17 protein-coding genes are annotated in these 19,448 nt (G+C 37.8%); 6 read left to right on the top strand and 11 right to left on the bottom strand.

Features of this window, described 5'->3' with window-relative positions; genetic code table 11:
• Window positions 1–251: 251 nt before the first annotated feature.
• The 11 genes from B1R93_RS14340 to dnaA form a co-directional block, all read right to left on the bottom strand.
• Window positions 252–1,340 (bottom strand): HD-GYP domain-containing protein, encoded by a 1,089-nt coding sequence (locus B1R93_RS14340; RefSeq protein ID WP_088104619.1) that lies wholly within the window; start codon window positions 1,338–1,340, stop codon window positions 252–254.
• Between the two features lie 115 nt (window positions 1,341–1,455).
• Window positions 1,456–2,178 (bottom strand): twin-arginine translocase subunit TatC, encoded by a 723-nt coding sequence (gene tatC, locus B1R93_RS14335; protein WP_088104618.1) that lies wholly within the window; start codon window positions 2,176–2,178, stop codon window positions 1,456–1,458.
• A gap of 72 nt (window positions 2,179–2,250) precedes the next feature.
• Entirely contained in the window at window positions 2,251–2,436 is a 186-nt protein-coding gene (locus tag B1R93_RS14330; RefSeq protein WP_088104617.1) for a twin-arginine translocase TatA/TatE family subunit, read from the bottom strand.
• A 30-nt stretch (window positions 2,437–2,466) separates the two neighbouring features.
• Complete coding sequence (locus tag B1R93_RS14325) at window positions 2,467–4,110, bottom strand: PhoX family protein (RefSeq protein ID WP_088104616.1); 1,644 nt, start codon at window positions 4,108–4,110, stop codon at window positions 2,467–2,469.
• 178 nt (window positions 4,111–4,288) lie between these two features.
• Window positions 4,289–6,808, bottom strand: a complete 2,520-nt coding sequence (gene gyrA, locus B1R93_RS14320) for a DNA gyrase subunit A (protein ID WP_088104615.1) — start codon at window positions 6,806–6,808, stop codon at window positions 4,289–4,291.
• 16 nt (window positions 6,809–6,824) lie between these two features.
• The gene (gyrB, locus tag B1R93_RS14315; protein WP_088104614.1) at window positions 6,825–8,765 is read right to left on the bottom strand and encodes a DNA topoisomerase (ATP-hydrolyzing) subunit B; all 1,941 of its coding nucleotides are present in this window, start codon (window positions 8,763–8,765) and stop codon (window positions 6,825–6,827) included.
• Window positions 8,766–8,802: 37 nt separating this feature from the next.
• Window positions 8,803–9,096: an extracellular matrix regulator RemB gene (gene remB, locus B1R93_RS14310; RefSeq protein WP_088104613.1), complete on the bottom strand. Its 294-nt coding sequence runs from the start codon at window positions 9,094–9,096 to the stop codon at window positions 8,803–8,805.
• A 12-nt stretch (window positions 9,097–9,108) separates the two neighbouring features.
• Window positions 9,109–10,221, bottom strand: a complete 1,113-nt coding sequence (recF, locus tag B1R93_RS14305) for a DNA replication/repair protein RecF (protein ID WP_088104612.1) — start codon at window positions 10,219–10,221, stop codon at window positions 9,109–9,111.
• Window positions 10,222–10,232: 11 nt separating this feature from the next.
• Window positions 10,233–10,448, bottom strand: a complete 216-nt coding sequence (gene yaaA / locus B1R93_RS14300) for a S4 domain-containing protein YaaA (RefSeq protein ID WP_088104611.1) — start codon at window positions 10,446–10,448, stop codon at window positions 10,233–10,235.
• 220 nt (window positions 10,449–10,668) lie between these two features.
• Entirely contained in the window at window positions 10,669–11,811 is a 1,143-nt protein-coding gene (gene dnaN / locus B1R93_RS14295) for a DNA polymerase III subunit beta (protein WP_088104610.1), read from the bottom strand.
• A 162-nt stretch (window positions 11,812–11,973) separates the two neighbouring features.
• A complete protein-coding gene (dnaA, locus tag B1R93_RS14290; protein ID WP_088104609.1) occupies window positions 11,974–13,329 on the bottom strand; it encodes a chromosomal replication initiator protein DnaA in 1,356 nt (451 codons plus the stop codon).
• Between the two features lie 602 nt (window positions 13,330–13,931).
• On the opposite strand from dnaA, the gene rpmH reads away from it, so the two are divergent.
• The 6 genes from rpmH (at window position 13,932) to mnmG (ending at window position 19,440) form a co-directional block, all read left to right on the top strand.
• Window positions 13,932–14,069, top strand: coding sequence for a 50S ribosomal protein L34 (gene rpmH, locus B1R93_RS14285; protein WP_003323480.1), 138 nt, complete (start codon window positions 13,932–13,934; stop codon window positions 14,067–14,069).
• Between the two features lie 73 nt (window positions 14,070–14,142).
• Entirely contained in the window at window positions 14,143–14,511 is a 369-nt protein-coding gene (gene rnpA, locus B1R93_RS14280; RefSeq protein ID WP_088104608.1) for a ribonuclease P protein component, read from the top strand.
• 78 nt (window positions 14,512–14,589) lie between these two features.
• Window positions 14,590–15,360, top strand: coding sequence for a YidC family membrane integrase SpoIIIJ (gene spoIIIJ, locus B1R93_RS14275; RefSeq protein ID WP_088104607.1), 771 nt, complete (start codon window positions 14,590–14,592; stop codon window positions 15,358–15,360).
• Window positions 15,357–15,977: an RNA-binding cell elongation regulator Jag/EloR gene (jag, locus tag B1R93_RS14270; protein ID WP_088104606.1), complete on the top strand. Its 621-nt coding sequence runs from the start codon at window positions 15,357–15,359 to the stop codon at window positions 15,975–15,977. The genes spoIIIJ and jag overlap by 4 nt, the downstream gene beginning before the upstream one ends.
• Window positions 15,978–16,154: 177 nt before the next feature.
• Window positions 16,155–17,531, top strand: a complete 1,377-nt coding sequence (gene mnmE / locus B1R93_RS14265; RefSeq protein WP_088104605.1) for a tRNA uridine-5-carboxymethylaminomethyl(34) synthesis GTPase MnmE — start codon at window positions 16,155–16,157, stop codon at window positions 17,529–17,531.
• A 22-nt stretch (window positions 17,532–17,553) separates the two neighbouring features.
• Window positions 17,554–19,440: a tRNA uridine-5-carboxymethylaminomethyl(34) synthesis enzyme MnmG gene (gene mnmG, locus B1R93_RS14260; protein ID WP_088104604.1), complete on the top strand. Its 1,887-nt coding sequence runs from the start codon at window positions 17,554–17,556 to the stop codon at window positions 19,438–19,440.
• Window positions 19,441–19,448: the final 8 nt, after the last annotated feature.

Raw genomic sequence — 19,448 nt, 5'->3', positions numbered from 1 at the left:
TGGTGAGCTGATTAGCTCGAATAAATAATAAATTGACGAGATTTGATTTTATCGAAATAAAACAATCTCTTTTTCGCTTGGCTTTTGTTCAGTTTTCAAAGAACTTATGCATCGCTCAATGGCGACTTTTAATAATATATCAAAAATAATCAAAGACGTCAATAAGTTTTTTAAAAAAAGACTAACTTATTGCGACAAGAAATAATATATCATGTTTTGCTATTTTGTTTCAACCGATAAATAAAGGGATATCAGGAAATGATATCCTCAATATGTATATCAGGTTGTTGAGCTAGGTGAATAATATCCCCTGATTTCTTCAACTTAACCATCGGCCTCGTTGGAGATAAATTATCAAAGAAAACAATTTCAGCTTCTTCCCCTGTCGTCAATCTTACTTTACTACCAACTGAAATTTTTATTAAACTATCAAGTAATGTTTGAACAATTCTATGATCAAACTTTCCGAATTCTTCTTTAGATATTTCTTCTAAAACTTGATACGGTGATCGCTTTGAACGATAATGACGCTCAGACGTCATCGCATGATAAACATCGGCCACAGCAACAACTTGGCTAAAGATATGCATTTTTTGAGAATCGGTACCAAGTGGATATCCACTTCCATCATGTCTTTCATGGTGTTGAAGAACTGCTAGTAATACCGAATCAGTTACCCCAGTAATTCCTTTTAACATTTTATAGCTATGAATAGGATGCTTTTTCATCTCCTCAAATTCCGAAGCAGTTAACGGACCATTTTTCTCCAAGATTTTCGGAGACAGCTTAGCCATTCCTGCATCAGCTAATGCACCACCGAAACCAATTTGCATCCATTCTCCTTTTTCATAATTTAGCTTATTCCCTAGAAAAGCAGCGAGAGCTCCGACCGAAACAGAATGATTGTAAATATAGTCTTTAGCCGTACTATAATGATGTAGAGTCAATAAATCTCTTGGATGTTCAATAACTCGTTCAAATAGAGGAAGAAGACAATTTCTAACTTCAATCATCTCAACACGCTTACCAGCTTGCCATGATTGAAACAACTTTTTATACTGTTTCACTGCCTCCATATAATAATCAAGTAGAGTAGAATCCTCTTTTACCTTTACTTCTTCCTCTTGGATACCATCTTCTCCCATTTCAACTGGCACAAATTTTTCCCCATCAACTAAAAAGGATTCAACCTCTACAGCTGGGACTAAAAAAACATCAAGAATAGTTAAATGCTCTTTTGATAAAACCGTCTTCTCTTTTAAAATCGGAAAGTCTGTAGAACTGAAAATATCTTCTGCTAAAATACATCCTTCAACTAACTGCTGCGGTTTAACCTTCATAGCTTATTCACTCCTACATAATGACAGCCACATTCATATTAAACCTATTATACGATTTGAAAGTTCGAATTTAAAGTTTAATCAAATACGATTTTATAAAAATATTAATTTATAGCTAAGCCGCCACAGTTGTATGCTGCTTTCGTTTAAACACAAGTTTAGAAAGTAAAATACTAACTTCGTATAGAAAAAGCAAAGGTATAATAACTAATATATCTGATAGAAAATCAGGTGGTGTAATAAGAATTGAGACAACAATTAATACGAAATATGCATACTTTCTTACTTTTTGAAGGCGATATGGGTTAAGAATTCCTAAGCTTGTCAAAAACATAATAATAACAGGTAATTCGAATAAAAAACCAAATGGTAAGGTCAAATGTAGTAAAAACCGAAAATACTTTTCAGTAGTATAGAAGGTTTCAAACATATCACTGGATAAACTCATTAAGAAATTAAGTACAATAGGGAAAATCACAAAATAACCAAAACTGATTCCACATAAAAAAAGCAAGAATAGTGATGGGATATACATTAACGTAACCTTTCTTTCCTTTTCCGAAAGGGCTGGTTTAACAAATAACCAAATTTGATAGGCAGCAGTTGGTATCGTTCCTGCAATAGCAATAACACCTGCAATTATAAAATAAACCCACAGGATATCACTTGGACCTAAGATCGCTAGTTTCATTGGTAAATCATTGACTAACGTTAAATAGATATCTTCAACGTAAATAAAAGCTGCAACAAAAAATAATGTAAAAAAGCCAAACGTTATCATGAGTCTTTTTCTTAATTCCTCTAGATGAGTAACTAAATCCATTTCACGATCATCCATTTTACAACCTCCACCTCATAATAAATGAATAGAAGACATAAGTAGTAAATCTACTTATATCTTCTACCTTGATTAATTTATTTGATCTTTTTCCGATTTCTTTTCTTCATCGGAAACTAACTCACGTGTTGACTTTTTAAATTCTTTCAACGTCGTACCAAATGCTCGTCCAATTTCCGGTAACTTTGAAGGTCCGAAGATGATTAAGGCGATAACTAACACAAGGATTAGCCCGGGAACACCGATATTTTGTAACATAACTATTCTCCTTTTAAAATATGTAATTGATTAATACTTAAAGCCTGTTATCGCAACAACAGCTGGCCGTGGCATAGTATCACCTGAACGATGCGGCCACATACTCGTTAAGTTATTTAAGTCTTTTGAGCGCTCACCCGGATGTTGAACTGCAACAAATAGGGTCGTTTCATCCGGTGTAAAACAAGGTCCAGTAATCTCTGAGTCTACTGGTGCAGTCGCAAAACGATAGGCTTCTCCTTGGTTTTCTCCCATTGTCGGGATAACGTAAATACCATTATTTCCAAATGAAGTGAATACTCCTTTATTCATTGCACTTCCTGACATATCAGTTACAGTCCATAAGTTCCCTTCACTATCAAATGTCAAATTATCAGGTGCGCTAAAACCATTCTGACTACCGCCAGCGGCAAAGATTTGGAAATCAAATGTTAATGAACCTAAATCATCCTTTTCTTCAATAAAACGAGTGATATGACCGTGAATATTTCCATGCTTATCATTATTTGTGTGAGCAATAAATACAGTTTTATCAAATGGACTAATTTCAACATCTTCTGGACGATCTGTTGGAGTTCCTCCAAGTAAGATCGCTGCATCATGAGTATGAACAAGTACATCAGCTTGTGTTTGGAATTTATCCAAAAGTTCAGAGTCACCCTTTGCTGCTTCTCGAACAGCATCAATTGTTAAAGGTAACCACTTTCCGTTTTTCATATCTGCAACATAAAGTGTTCCTTCTTCAAGAAGTTTGGAATTATCTGTCCCTCTTGATTTAACATATTTATATTTACTAATAAATTTATAAACACAGGCGTCTTTTTTATCATCACCCATGTAGACGACAATGCGTCCATCGTTTGTAGTTCCTACGGCTGCATTTTCATGATGGAAGCGCCCTAATGCTGTATGTTTTCGTGGTGTAAATTTCTCGTTAAACGGGTCTACCTCTACAATCCACCCATAATGAGTGTCATTTAATCCTGCATCAGCAGCTGTGTATTCATAATTTTCTTCTGCAGATAGTACTGTGTTCCAAGGAGTCATACCGCCAGAGCAGTTTGCAAAAGTACCTTGAACAGTGGTTGCCCCTCCAACAGTCTTTGAACCTTTAGCCGGCCCTGTTAAATTAAAAGGAGTTAAGCCGGTAATCCGTCGGGCATACTTAGAATCGGTATCCATTTTCCAAATCCCTTCACTATCTCGGTACACTTCAATGATTGAACCACCTTGGTTATAAAGCAATTTTTCAATTTGACTCTTTGTATACGTATCACCTTGTTTCTTTCCATGAACAAACAATTCACTTGAATACTCATGATTGACCCATAGTAACCCACGATCATTGGAACCATCGATTGGAAAAAACATTGTAAAATCATTGTTAAAACCAAAAGTGTCGCCTTTTTTGTTAATCTTATCACCGTAAGCAGCAATGACATCATATTTATAGCCTTTTGGTAGACGAAGCTCGTCCTTTGTACTTACATCGATTGGTGTAAAACCTAAACCAGACACTTTTTTCTTGAAACCAAACAAGTGGCTGTTTGCCTTTACCTTCTCTGCAGCACTGACTTTTTCAGTTAATGCCCCTAAACCAGTTGAAGCTACAGTTAAAGCTGTTACACCGGTTCCGACATAAGTTAAAAATTTGCGACGATTTAATTGTTCCAAAACAAACACCTCTTTGTTTTTAATTATTTATCATTTTTAATAGTAAAATATTTATATTTATACTAGATTAACAACTTGTAAATATTTGTATCATTAGTGTGAAGTTTGTAAAAAAAACTCTATCTCTCAATAAACAATCAAAAAACACCGACGATTTAAATCGCCGGTGTTAGCTCAACTATTCATCTGTAGGTTCTTCTTCACTCGCTAAATCTTCTGTTTCTGTTTCTGTTTCTGTGTCGATTTCATTCTCATCCAATTCATCGACTTCTTCATCATCAATATCAACACGAGCAACTGTTGCGACTTCCTCGCCTTCGTTTACTCTAATTAGGGTAACCCCTTGTGTATTTCGCCCTGTAGTAGAAATCCCTTCTACATGTGTACGGATAATCACACCACTAGCAGTTATAATCATAATATCATGGTCATTTGAAACAATTTTCAAAGAAACAAGTGGACCATTTTTCTCCGTGATATTACATGTTTTAATTCCTTTTCCTCCACGATTTTGGATACGATACTCCTCAATTGGTGTACGTTTTCCATACCCTTTTTCCGTTACGATTAATACATCGTGGTCTTCTTCAATAATGTCCATTCCAACAACACAATCATCATCCGATAATGAAATCCCTTTTACGCCACCAGCAGTACGCCCCATTAAACGTACATCTGACTCATGAAAACGAATCGCCATTCCTTGCTTTGTCCCAATGATAATTTCTTGGTCTCCATCCGTTAAACGAACACCATGTAGCTCATCATCCTCACGAAGATTAATAGCAAATAAACCACCGCGGCGAATATTTGCAAAGGAGGAAAGCTGAGTACGTTTGGCTATTCCTTGTTTCGTTAAGAAGAAGAGGTACGAGTTATCATCAAATTCTTCAATTGGGATGACCGTACTAATATACTCTCCTGGTTCAATTTGTAGAAGGTTGATAATCGGAATGCCTTTTGCTGTCCGACCTAGCTCAGGAATTTCGTATCCTTTTAGACGATAGACTTTCCCTTTGTTTGTAAAGAAAAGAATCGTATGATGAGAGTTCGTCGTAAATAAATGCTGGACGAAATCATCATCATTGGTTCCCATCCCTTGAATTCCTTTTCCTCCACGCTTCTGACTACGATACGTTGAAATAGGAAGTCGTTTAACATAGCCATTATGTGAAATTGTAATAACTACATTTTGGCGTGGAATCAAATCTTCATCTTCAAGTTGATCCTCACTTACAGAAATCGCTGTTCGGCGTTGATCATTGAATTTTTGTTTGATTTCTGTCAGCTCTTCACGAATAATTTCTAACACTTTTTCACCATCAGCTAAAATCGCTTTATATTCTGCAATTTTCGCAAGTAACTCCTGATATTCACCTTCAATTTTATCACGTTCTAAACCAGTTAAACGCTGCAAACGCATATCTAAAATCGCCTGGGCTTGTTCATAACTTAGTTCAAAACGTTCCATCAAACCGTTTCGAGCGATATCCGTCGTTTGAGAATTACGAATTAATGAAATGACTTCATCTAGGTGGTCAAGTGCAATACGTAACCCTTCTAATATATGAGCTCTAGCTTCAGCTTTTCGAAGCTCAAAGGCAGTTCTGCGTCTTATCACCTCAACTTGATGATTCAAATAGTGCTCTAAACATTCTTTTAGTGTTAATACCTTTGGCTGTCCGCCTACTAACGCTAATAGGTTAATTCCAAAGCTTGTTTGTAACGCTGTTTGCTTATATAAATTATTAAGAAGTACATTCGGGTTTGCATCACGGCGAACTTCAATGACAATTCTCATTCCGGTACGGTCTGATTCATCACGTAAGTCTGTAATCCCATCAATTTTCTTCTCACGTACTAATTCTGCAATTTTTTCAATTAACTTTGCTTTATTCACTTGATATGGGAGCTCACTTACAATAATTCGTGCCTTCCCATTATTGTCTTCGATATTTGTAACTGCACGTAGCACAATCGAGCCTCGACCCGTTTGGTATGCTTTTCGAATACCAGAGCGTCCTAGAATCTCTGCACCAGTCGGAAAATCAGGTCCTGGAATAAACTCCATTAATTCTGGAATACTAATCTCAGGATTTTTTGATAACGCTAGTACACCATCAATAACCTCTCCTAATTGATGAGGGGGAATATTTGTTGCCATCCCAACAGCAATTCCAGAAGCACCGTTAACTAAAAGATTTGGAAAACGAGCAGGTAAGACAACAGGCTCACGTTCAGAACCGTCATAGTTATCTTGATAGTCAATCGTGTCTTTATTAATATCACGAAGAAGTTCCATCGAAATTTTCGACATTTTCGCTTCTGTATAACGCATAGCTGCAGCTGCATCACCATCGATTGAACCGAAGTTTCCGTGTCCATCTACAAGCATGTAACGGAAACTAAAATCTTGGGCCATCCGCACCATCGTTTCATAAACAGCAGAATCACCATGTGGATGGTATTTCCCGATAACCTCTCCGACGATACGAGCTGATTTTTTATAAGCTTTATCAGCCGTCATTCCTAAATCATTCATGGCAAATAAAATACGACGATGTACGGGCTTTAACCCATCACGTGCATCTGGTAATGCACGGCTAACAATTACACTCATCGCATAATCCATGAAGGACGTTTGCATTTCCTGGCTAATATTTATCTCTTTAACTCTTGATTGGTCCTGTTCGGCCATTTAAACAAACCTCCACCTATATATCAAGATTCTTTACGTACTGAGCATTTTCTTGGATGAAATCACGTCGCGGCTCAACCCGATCTCCCATTAACACTTCAAACACTTCATCCGCTTTCATCGCATCTTCTAATGTTACTTGAAGAACCGTACGGAATTCAGGGTCCATTGTTGTTTCCCAAAGTTGAGTTGGATTCATTTCACCTAATCCCTTATATCTCTGAATACCTACCTTCGAACGATCAGAAACTGTTTTTAACACTTCGTCTAGTTCACGATCACTATACGCATACTGAATATCTCGACCTTGCGAGATTTTATATAAAGGTGGTTGCGCAATGTAAATATACCCTCTCTCAATAAGAGGTCTCATATAACGATAGAAGAAGGTTAAAAGAAGGGTGCGAATATGAGCTCCATCAACATCGGCATCTGTCATAATAATAATCTTGTGATATCTTGCTTTTTCAATATCAAAATCAGTACCAATTCCAGTACCAAACGCCGTAATCATTGCACGAATCTCATTGTTAGCAAGAATTTTATCTAATCGTGCTTTTTCAACGTTAATAATTTTCCCACGTAACGGAAGGATTGCTTGGAAATGGCGGTCCCGTCCTTGCTTTGCAGAACCTCCTGCAGAATCACCCTCAACAATATAAATCTCACTAATTGTTGCATCCTTAGAAGAACAATCCGCCAATTTACCTGGTAGTGAACTTACTTCAAGTGCACTCTTACGTCTTGTTAGTTCCCTTGCCTTTTTAGCAGCCTCTCTTGCTCTAGAAGCCATTAAACCTTTATCAATAATTTTTCGGGCAACTTGTGGATTTTCAATTAAAAAGCGGGCAAAATACTCACTAAATAATGAATCTGTAATTGTCCTGGCTTCACTATTTCCAAGCTTTGTTTTCGTTTGGCCCTCAAATTGAGGATCAGGAATTTTAACAGAAATTATTGCCGTTAAGCCTTCACGGACATCCTCACCTGTTAAATTTGGATCATTTTCCTTAAATAAATTATTTTTACGAGCATAGTCATTAATGACACGCGTTAAGCCTGTTTTAAAACCAGATTCATGCGTGCCACCCTCATGTGTATTAATGTTATTTGCGAACGAATAAATATTGCTTACATACCCGTCGTTGTATTGCACAGCGACTTCAACAGTAAGCCCCTCTTTTTCGCCCTCAATGTGAATCGGTTCATCATGTAATACTTCTCTTGAACGGTTTAAATGCTCAACAAAGGATGCAATTCCACCTTCATAGAAATAAGTGGCTTGCTTTCCTCCCTCGCGTTTATCTTTAATATGAATCGTCAACCCTTTATTCAAAAAGGCTAGTTCTCTTAACCGCGATGCTAGCGTATCATATTCATAAACCGTTGTTTCTGTAAAAATATCGCTATCAGGCTTGAAATGGATAACCGTACCTGTTTTGTCCGTTTCTCCGATAATTGATAAGTCAGCTGCTGGTACACCTCGATGATATTGTTGGTAATATACCTTGCCTTCACGGTGAACATAAACCTCAAGTGAAGTTGATAAAGCATTTACAACCGATGCTCCAACTCCGTGAAGTCCACCTGAAACCTTATAGCCACCACCGCCAAATTTCCCTCCTGCGTGGAGAACGGTCATAATGACTTCCACCGCTGGTCGTCCCATTTTTTCGTGAATCCCAACTGGTATACCACGACCATTATCCTCAACAGTAATGCTATTATCCTCTTCAATTGCAACGCTAATTGTATCGCAGTACCCAGCCATCGCCTCGTCAATACTATTATCAACGATTTCCCATACGAGATGATGTAAACCACGGCCACTAGTGGACCCAATGTACATTCCCGGACGTTTACGAACGGCCTCAAGACCTTCAAGGACCTGAATCTGACTTTCATCATAGGATTGTTGTTCAGAATGTTGTTGTTCTGCCACTTTCTTCACCTTCATTCCATATATCTACACGTTTCAGCCGTGTGTTTCTAAACTATGACTCACTTAACTCTGTTTCTTGCTCTTTATCCAATTGGGATTCAAAATCAGAGACCACTTGTGCTCGTCGATTTAACGTAACTGAAGAAACAGGTGAGTAATAAATTGCTTCATCGGTAATCACAATCGATTTTATAAAATCTGCTGAAATGGTAACATTCTTTTTTTTCTTTTCTTCCTGTTTTAAAAAGCCCTTTGTAACGGAAGACATTTCTTGGACATCATGATTTAATATCGTAATAATTTCTTTTGAACGTATTATGATATCTCCGCCTAAATGAATAAACAATCATCTCACCGCCTATGATTTTATAATCGTCCCTTGCTCCACTCTAAAAACGGCAGCATTATGCAAGGTCTCATGATCTAATCCATCGATATTTGTTGTTGTGACAAATGTTTGGACTCGTTGTTGGATTGTTTTAAGAAGGTGGGATTGTCTATAATCATCTAATTCCGATAATACATCATCTAGTAACAAAATAGGATACTCCCCAATTTCTGAGTGGATTAACTCAATTTCTGCTAACTTTAAAGCAAGTGCTGTTGTTCGTTGTTGACCTTGTGAACCATAAGTTTGCACATCATTCCCATTTACTAGAAAGCCTAGGTCATCCCGATGAGGGCCAAATAATGTGACGCCTCTGGCAACTTCTCGTTGTTTTTTTATTTTATACGATTCATAGAGTTCTTCTTTTATTTTTGACAAGTCCATCTCGTCTGATACGTTAATCGTTGGTTTATAAATGATTTCTAAGCGTTCCTTGCCTCTACTAATATCATGGTGAACCCCTTCTGCCCATTTTTGAAGCTGCATTAAAAATGAGAAACGTTTTTTAATAATCGTAGCAGCAACCTCAATTAGCTGGTCAGTAAGGATATCAAGCATATCCAATGACCCCTTTTTTATTTGGAGGCCCTTTAATAAGTGATTTCGATGCAATAAAATCTTTTGATATAATCCGAGCTGATGGAGATAGGTCTTACTAATTTGTCCGAGCTCCATATCAATAAAGCGCCGTCTAACTTGTGGACTTCCTTTAACAAGATTTAAGTCCTCTGGGGCAAACATCACGACATTTGCAGCACCAACATAATCGCTTAATCGCCGTTGCTCTAGTCCGTTCAATTTTACCTTTTTTCCCTTTGTTGAAATGATAACATCCAACGTTAATGGTCCCGACTTTTTCACAATATCTCCTTGGATTCTCGAAAATTCATTACCCCATCCAATGAGTTCTTTGTCTTTTGTCGTTCGGTGTGATTTTGCCAACGCTAAAAAATAAATGGCTTCAATAACATTTGTTTTCCCTTGTGCATTTTCACCAATAAAAACATTTATCTTTTCATCAAATGTAAGTTCACTCTGATGATAGTTCCGAAACTGTCGTATTTGCAGTGTTTTAATATACAATGAGACTCCTCCTACACAGAGACAATCTCAATGACCGTTTCATCAGCAAGCTTTACAAAGTCACCAGCAACGAGTTTTTTGCCACGACGATTTTCAAGCTCACCGTTCACATAAACTTCGTGTTCAGCAAGGTACCATTTCGCCATCCCACCGGTATCGATTGCTCCTACCTCTTTTAATACCTGACCAAGTGTAATGTAAGCTGTCGAAATCGTAAGCTGTTCCATGTCAAAACCACTCTTTCTATCCCTTTTTGGGCTAATTCACACGTATCAAAGTTAAGACAGCAATTCAATATGTGAGTTGCTGCCTTCCAACATTCGTTCATTCGATTTTTCTATCTTACTCTATTGTACTAGACTAAAGCCAACTAGCCAAGTCCCCATCTTAGCAAACTTCTCTAATAAAAGTGGTTTTTCAAGAAGCAAATGGATCATTCAACATGTACTAATACGTACGAACTGGTGAAAATAGGTGAAGATAATGATTATGGTCTGTTGGGCGAATAACAAACGGGCTCATCGCACCAGTAAAGACGATATGAATATCTTCACTATCAACAACCTTTAAAGCATCGATAACATTTTTTCCGTTAAAAGAAATTCTCATTTCTTCGCCTTCCATTCCATCACTTTGGATATTTTCCGTAACCTTTCCTACCTCTGGAGAAACGGATGTAATTTCAATCAGGCCATCTTCTAGCGTCTTCAAGTTAATAACATTATTTTTTCCCTCTCTTGAAAGTAACAATGCTCGCTCTAATGTATGGAGAAAAGGTTTTGTTTTTAATTTAAACGATGTTTTGGATTGTGTTGGGATCATGTTTTTTGTAACTGGGTATTTTCCTTCTAACAATCTTGAAAAGAAAAGCAAGTTCTCTAATTTGAACAATACTTGGTTCTCTGTGACTACAACATCTATCAGTTCATTTGTATCATCCAAAATTTTACTTAATTCATTTAAACTTTTTCCAGGGATAACCACATTCGAAAACGACAGGTTTTCATCGTTTTTTTCAATTGTCGCTTTTCTCATTGCTAAACGATGGCTATCTGTTGCAGTACAGATTAACTCACCTTCCTCTGTCTCTAAGTTTACACCTGTCAACACAGGGCGTGTTTCCTGAGTGGACACCGCGAAAACCGTTTGTCGAATCATGTTCTTTAACATATCCTGCGGTAGACGAAATGTAAGATTTTCTTCCAATTGAGGCAATCTAGGATATTCTTCTGGATCGAGTCCGTTTAGATTAAATACCGATGAAGCGGAACGTATCGTTGTTGCAAATTGGTCTTTAACGATAATCTCAATTTCCTCACCAGGTAACTTTTTAACAATTTCCGCAAAAAAACGAGCTTGAAGAACGATGCTACCTTCTTCAGAAATAGTGGCAATTTCATTCCCGTCCGATTCTTTAGGGATGAATGTTTCTATCGATACATCAGAGTCACTTCCCGTTAACGTAACACCTTCATGAGTAGCGACAATTTTAATCCCCGTCAAAATTGGAATTGTCGTTCTAGATGAAACGGCTTTTGCAACATGTTGAACATCATGAACAAAGCGCTCTCGATTAATAACAAAATGCATATTTGAAAATCTCCTTTATTAATTAATCTTTTTATAAATAAGTAGAAGTACTAGTAATAGGCGCTGTGAATTTGTGAATAACTCATCTAAACCTAACGCCGAGTAGATATCCACATGTGGGCAATATGTTGATAAGGGTGTTCAAGTTATTCACATAATCCACTATGACGAACGAAGCTGGTCCATTATTTCTTGAATCTTTTGTTGTAGTTCTTGATCGGTAGTTAGCATTTTTGAAATTTTTTCATGCGCATGGATGACTGTTGTATGGTCCCGTCCTCCAAACTCACTACCGATTTTCGGTAAAGAGGAATCTGTCATTTCTCTAGAAAGATACATGGCAATTTGTCGTGGGAACGCAACAGACTTTGTCCGCTTTTTTGCCTTGAAATCCTCTAATTTCACTTGATAGAATTCGCCAACTAACTTTTGAATATCGGTAATCGTTAAAACTTTCGGCTTGGAGTTTGGAATAATGTCCTTTAATGCTTCTGCGGCCAGATCTGCGTTCATATCTTGATTAATTAATGAAGAATAGGCAACTACTCGAATGAGAGCTCCCTCTAATTCACGAATATTAGTATCGATTTGATTGGCAATATAAAGCATAACTTCATTTGGAATATCAAGATTTTCTGCCTTTGCTTTTTTTCGTAGAATGGCAATACGTGTCTCTAGGTCTGGAGGTGTAATATCAGTGATAAGTCCCCATTCAAATCGAGAACGAAGACGATCTTCTAGTGTCGGAATTTCCTTAGGTGGTCGGTCACTTGAAATCACAATTTGTTTCGATTCCTCATGCAAAGCATTAAATGTATGGAAAAATTCCTCTTGTGTTTGTTCTTTTCCGGCTAAAAACTGAATATCATCTATAAGAAGCACGTCGACACTTCTGTATTTATTACGGAAATTAACAGCTCGATTATCTCGGATTGCATTAATAAATTCATTTGTAAACTTTTCTGATGATAAATAGACAACCTTCGCATCTGGTTTATGATCCATAACATAGTGGCCAATCGCATGCATAAGATGGGTTTTACCAAGTCCAACTCCGCCGTATATAAAGAGCGGATTGTATGCTTTAGCTGGTGCTTCGGCAACAGCTAATGAAGCAGCATGAGCAAAACGATTTCCTGATCCAATTACGAACGTATCAAACGTATATTTTTCGTTTAACATCGTTTTAGTCGAATGATTCGAGCTCACAGGTTCTTGTTTTTGTTGCTTCTTAGGCGGGGGCTCCAATAAAAAATCATCCTCAAGCTCATTTTGAGGAATAATAAATTTAGGAGTAAGGCGAGCGCCCGTAAGTAATTCAATCGTATCCGAAGTTAATTCCGCATAGTGATCTTCAAGCCAATCTCTGGCGAATTCATTCGGGGCCGTAATGGTGATGACATCGTTTTGTATGTCATTTGCTTTTGTTGATTTTAACCATGTTTCGTAGCTTGGCTTGCTAACCTTTTTCTCCATCTCGGCCAAAGCACGTTCCCATAAGTCATGAATATTCTCCAATTTCCTACCTCCTCTGCTATGACAATTGATCATAAATTTATCGTTTTGGAAAAACGAAAGAATACAAGATTCAAGCTCTTGTACAACCTTTGTTCACTTTGTATAAGCGACCGTATAATTATTCATATACACAAGTATTGTGGGAAATATATAATATAGTAGAAAAATGTCGTTTTGGCAATTCTGAACAGACTGTGGACAAGGTTTTTAACAAAATAAATAACCTGTCCACAACCTTACCCACAGGCTGTGGACAGGTTATACATTCGATAAGACTATCCACGAGTGAAAACAATATAATCATAGCAAAAAAAAGCTTGAGTCGCAACGATTTATTGGATTTATCCACAAGACACACGATCTTGTGGTTCTTTGTTTTCCACAACACAAGATATGTGAATAACCTGTCGATAAGAATGGGGATAGTTCGAATATTGTCGAAAATAGGTTATCCACAAAGAAAAATGTAAAATTACAGTTTGGTTTTGTAGAATTTGGTGAGAAGGGCTAGTTTAAAGACGTTCTTGACAATTGACGCTAAGTTCCTTATAATTTACAAGAATGTCTTTAGAGATGAGTATATCCTCAGGGAGGTGTAATAAATGGGAAAACCAACATTCCAACCGAATAATCGCAAGCGTAAAAAAGTACACGGTTTCCGTGCGCGTATGAGCACGAAAAATGGTCGTAAAGTATTAGCGCGTCGTCGTCGTAAGGGAAGAAAAGTATTATCTGCATAGGCCACTGAAAATCAGTGGTCTTTTCTTACATTAAAATAAGAAAAGCAAATTTTGTCTTGAGGTGTGACCTTCGATGAAGAAAGAGCAGCGGATTAAAAAAAATGATGAATTTTCGCTAGTATTCGACAAAGGGCAATCCGTTGCAAATCGTCAGTTTGTTCTATATTCATTAAAAAAAGAGGGACAAGACCAGTTTCGGATTGGCTTATCTGTCAGTAAACGAGTAGGGAATGCAGTAACAAGAAACCGAATCAAACGTTTAGTTCGTACTTTCTTTCAATTATATAAGGAAGAAATAAAGTCTGGATTTGATTACGTTGTTATCGCAAGGAGACCGGTAGCTGACATGGAGTACCAAGAAGTTGAAAAGAGTCTCTTGCACGTCTTTCGAAAAGCACGTTTAATAAAGAAGACTGGTTCATCGAAGCAAAAGAGGGACTAATCAGCGATAGGTGTTCTTAATTGGACATGCAATCATATAATATAGAAGGATTAAGATAGGTTTAGAGGAGGAGAACGTGTGCTTAAAAAGTTAGGCCTAGTAACAATGGTCATTGCTTTACTTTTTGTTATGACTGGGTGCTTTAATATTGAAGCACCGATAACTAAAGAGAGTGAAGGATTTTGGGATTCATATTTTGTGTATCCGTTATCATGGTTGATTATTTATTTTGCAGATGTCTTTAATGATAACTTCGGTCTTGCTATTGTTATTGTTACCATTTTGTTACGTCTTCTTATTTTGCCACTGATGATTAAGCAAACAAAGAGTGCAAAAGCGATGCAAGCAATTCAGCCTGAAATGCAAAAGCTTCGTGAAAAATATAGCGCTAAAGACCAGAAGACACAACAGAAGTTACAGCAAGAAATGATGGCAATGTTTCAAGAAAAGGGCGTCAATCCGTTAGCGGGCTGTTTGCCACTTTTTATCCAAATGCCAATACTTTTAGCTTTATATCATGCCATTATGCGTACAGAAGAAATTGGTGGACATAGTTTCCTTTGGTTTGCTTTAGATGCACCAGATCCAATTTTATTACCTGTCATTGCAGGGGCGACGACGTTCATTCAACAGAAAATGATGATGGTTACGGATAACCCTCAAATGAAAATTTTGTTGTATGTCATGCCAATTATGATTTTTGTTTTTGCAATGTTTTTCCCAGCGGCATTAACGCTTTACTGGGTCGTAGGTAACTTATTTATGATTACACAAACGTATTTTATTACCGGGCCTAATGTTGGAAAATCAAAAACCGCAGAGACCGGTACAGGAGGTAAGAAAAAGTGAGTCAGTTGACTGTATCAGGTAAAACGATTGAAGAAGCAGTTGAAAAGGCTATTTTAGAACTTGGGACAACAAAGGAACGTCTCTCTTATCGAGTACTAGAAGAACCGCAAAAAGGCTTTCTAGGGTTTCTCGGCTCAAAGCCTGCAAAAATAGAAGCTTATGTCAAACCTGATCCTGTCGAAGAAGCACTTTACTTCCTAGAAGAAACGCTTGAGAAAATGAACATCAAGGCAAACGTTTCTAAAAGTTTAAAAGGTGATATAAATAAGTTTGAAATTACTGGACCTGAAGATGTTGGTCGTGTGATTGGAAAAAGAGGACAAACATTAGATGCCCTTGAGTATTTAACCAACCTTGTTGCCAATCGTCAAAAGGAGTCTTATCTTCGGATTGAATTAGATGCGGAGAATTACCGTGAGAAGCGGAGGCAAGTGTTGATTCAGTTAGCGAATCGGGTGGCAAATAAAGTTCGTTCTTCTAATGAAGAAACAAAACTTGAACCAATGAATGCAGCTGAACGGAAAATTATCCATGCTGCATTACAAAAAGAACGTGGTGTTCAAACTTATTCACAAGGCCAAGGGGCCAATCGCCACATTATTATTGCACCGAAGTAGGATGACGAATCCTCTACCTGACTAAAAGGTAGAGGATTTTCTATGTACTGTCGTAGCTTTTCAAACAGTGCTATGCTATCCTAATTATTTAGGAGTATTTAAAAATGAAGCTTAGAATCGTATGATATATGTCAATAATATAAGGAAGAACGAAATAACGATTGTGAGGTGGATTAAATGGAATTTGATACAATCGCAGCCATCTCCACGGCATTAGGTGAAGGAGCAATTGGTATTGTTCGTTTAAGTGGCGACGATGCTATTTCGATTGCTGATAAAATTTATAGTGGGAAAACGCCACTAGCGGAGGTAGCATCGCATTCCATTGTCTATGGTTATATTATTGACCAGCAGTCAGGAAAACGAGTGGAAGAGGCAATGGTTTCGGTTATGCGTGCACCACGAACTTTTACGCGTGAAGATGTAGTCGAAATTAATTGTCACGGGGGGCTTGTTTCTGTTAATCGGGTGCTTCAACTAGCTCTTAAGCACGGTGCCCGTCTCGCAGAACCTGGTGAATTTACAAAGCGAGCCTTTTTAAATGGGCGGATTGATTTATCACAGGCGGAGGGCGTTATCGACTTGATTCGTTCCAAAACGGACCGAGCAATGAATGTTGCGTTGAGTCAAGTTGAAGGTCGGCTTTCACATAAGATAAAAACATTGAGACAGGAATTATTAGAAACGGTTGCTCATGTAGAAGTCAATATTGACTATCCGGAATATGATGCCGAAACGATGACTCATGATCTACTTTTAGAAAAAGCCAATAAAGTTGCTGTAGAAATTGATAAGCTTCTCGGCACAGCAGCTCAAGGTAAAATATTGCGTGAAGGCTTATCAACTGTTATTATTGGACGTCCAAATGTAGGGAAATCATCATTATTAAATAGTCTTGTTCATGAAAATAAAGCCATTGTAACCGATATTCCAGGAACGACGCGTGATGTCATTGAGGAATATGTCAATGTTAGAGGGGTTCCGCTTCGATTAGTTGATACTGCTGGTATTCGTGAAACGGAGGATATTGTTGAACGAATTGGGGTTGAGAGATCTAGGCAAGTATTAAAAGAGGCTGAGTTAATTTTACTCGTATTGAACAATGGGGAGCCACTTTCAAAAGAAGATGAAGCCTTATTTGAAGCTGTAAAAGATATGAATATTATTGTTATTATTAATAAAACGGATGTTCCGCAACAAATCAATCGAAATCGAGTTGAAGAGCTTGCAGAAGGACGTCCGATTGTCACAACTTCGTTAATCGAGGATGAAGGTGTTGATGAGTTAGAACAGGCAATTGCTTCGTTATTCTTTGAAGGGGAACTTGAAAGTGGAGATGTAACGTATGTCTCTAATTCTAGACATATTGCTTTGTTAGAACAGGCGAAAACAACGATTCGGGATGCAATTGCTGCTATCGAATCAGGTGTTCCAATTGACCTAGTACAAATCGATATTACTAGAGCTTGGGAACTGTTAGGGGAAATCATTGGTGATAGTGTTCATGAAAGCTTAATTGACCAGTTGTTTTCACAATTTTGTTTAGGGAAATAATCTAAAAAAGGAGGTAATGAAGATGAGTTACAATGGTGGTGAATTTGATGTCATCGTCATCGGGGCCGGCCATGCAGGTGTTGAGGCAGGGTTAGCATCAGCGAGAATGGGTGCCAATACATTAATGCTTACGTTAAACCTTGACGCTGTTGCCTATATGCCTTGTAATCCGTCAGTCGGTGGTCCGGCAAAGGGGATTGTTGTACGTGAAATTGATGCTCTTGGCGGTGAGATGGCGCGGAATATTGACAAAACACATATTCAAATGCGGATGCTTAATACAGGGAAGGGGCCTGCAGTTCGAGCATTACGTGCACAAGCGGATAAATTTATGTACCAGCATGAAATGAAGAAAACGATAGAAGAAACGGATCATTTACTTCTTCGTCAAGGGATGGTAGAACGCCTCATTGTTGAAGATGGTGTTTGCCGTGGAGTGATTACGAATACGGGGGCTAAATATTATAGTAAAGCTGTCGTCGTAACAACTGGAACATATTTAAGAGGTAAAATTATTATAGGTGAACTGTCATACGAAAGTGGACCTAATAATATGAAGGCTTCAGTTGAGCTTTCTCATCATTTAAAGGAATTAGGTTTTGATTTAGTCCGATTTAAAACTGGGACCCCACCTCGTGTTAATAGTAGCACCATTGATTATGATAAAACAGAAATTCAACCAGGAGATGATGTACCACGTGCATTCTCTTATGAAACAACGAAGTATATTACTGACCAGCTTCCTTGTTGGTTGACGTATACAGGGGAGGAAACGCATCAAATTATTTCAAATAATTTAGGACGTTCACCTATGTATTCGGGAATGATTGAAGGTACAGGGCCTCGATATTGTCCATCGATTGAAGATAAGATTGTCCGATTTAACGATAAACCACGTCATCAGATCTTCTTAGAGCCTGAAGGACGCAATACACAAGAGGTTTATGTTCAAGGCTTGTCAACAAGTTTACCTGAGGATGTTCAATTAGACATATTAAAATCGATTGCTGGATTAGAGAATGTTCGAATGATGCGTCCGGGCTATGCGATTGAATATGATGCTATTGTACCTACACAATTATGGCCATCTCTTGAAACGAAATCGGTTGAAGGTTTATTTACAGCAGGTCAAATAAATGGGACATCAGGTTACGAGGAAGCTGCTGGGCAAGGAGTTATTGCTGGAATAAATGCAGCTAGAAAATCCCAAAATCGCGATCCTTTAATTTTAGATCGATCCGAAGCGTATATTGGTGTTCTTATCGATGATCTAGTAACAAAAGGGACAAATGAGCCTTATCGATTGCTAACATCTCGAGCTGAGTATCGACTGTTATTACGCCATGATAATGCTGATTTGCGTTTGACAGAAATTGGTTATGAGATTGGCTTAATTCCTCAGGAACGCTATGAGCGATTTTTGAATAAGAAAGAGCTAATTGCTAAAGAGAAAAAACGCCTCCAAGACATTATTGTAAAACCCTCAGAGGAAGTGAAGACTCTTTTAGAGGAAGTAAATTCATCGCCAATGCAAGAAGCTGTTCGTGCGTCTCTACTATTAAAAAGACCAGAACTTACCTATAAAGACGTAGCGAAAGTAATTCCTGAAGCGCCATATGCAATGGATGATGATGTTGCTGAACAGGTAGAAATCCAAATTAAATATGAAGGATATATTGAGAAACAGCTGCAACAGGTTGAACGTTCTAAAAAGATGGAAAGTAAAAAAATTCCTGAGGATCTTGATTATTTCGCGATCAATGGTCTGGCTACCGAAGCGAAGCAGAAGCTTAGTGAGGTACGTCCACTGTCAGTTGGTCAAGCTTCCAGGGTTTCGGGTGTGAACCCAGCAGATATTTCTATTTTGCTTGTTTATTTAGAACAAGGACGTCTGGCGAAAATCCACTAGGAGGTTTG

This window comes from Halalkalibacter urbisdiaboli (assembly GCF_002156385.1).
Lineage (GTDB): Bacteria > Bacillota > Bacilli > Bacillales > Bacillaceae_D > Halalkalibacter_A > Halalkalibacter_A urbisdiaboli.
This window is presented reverse-complemented; position numbering and strand designations above follow the sequence as displayed.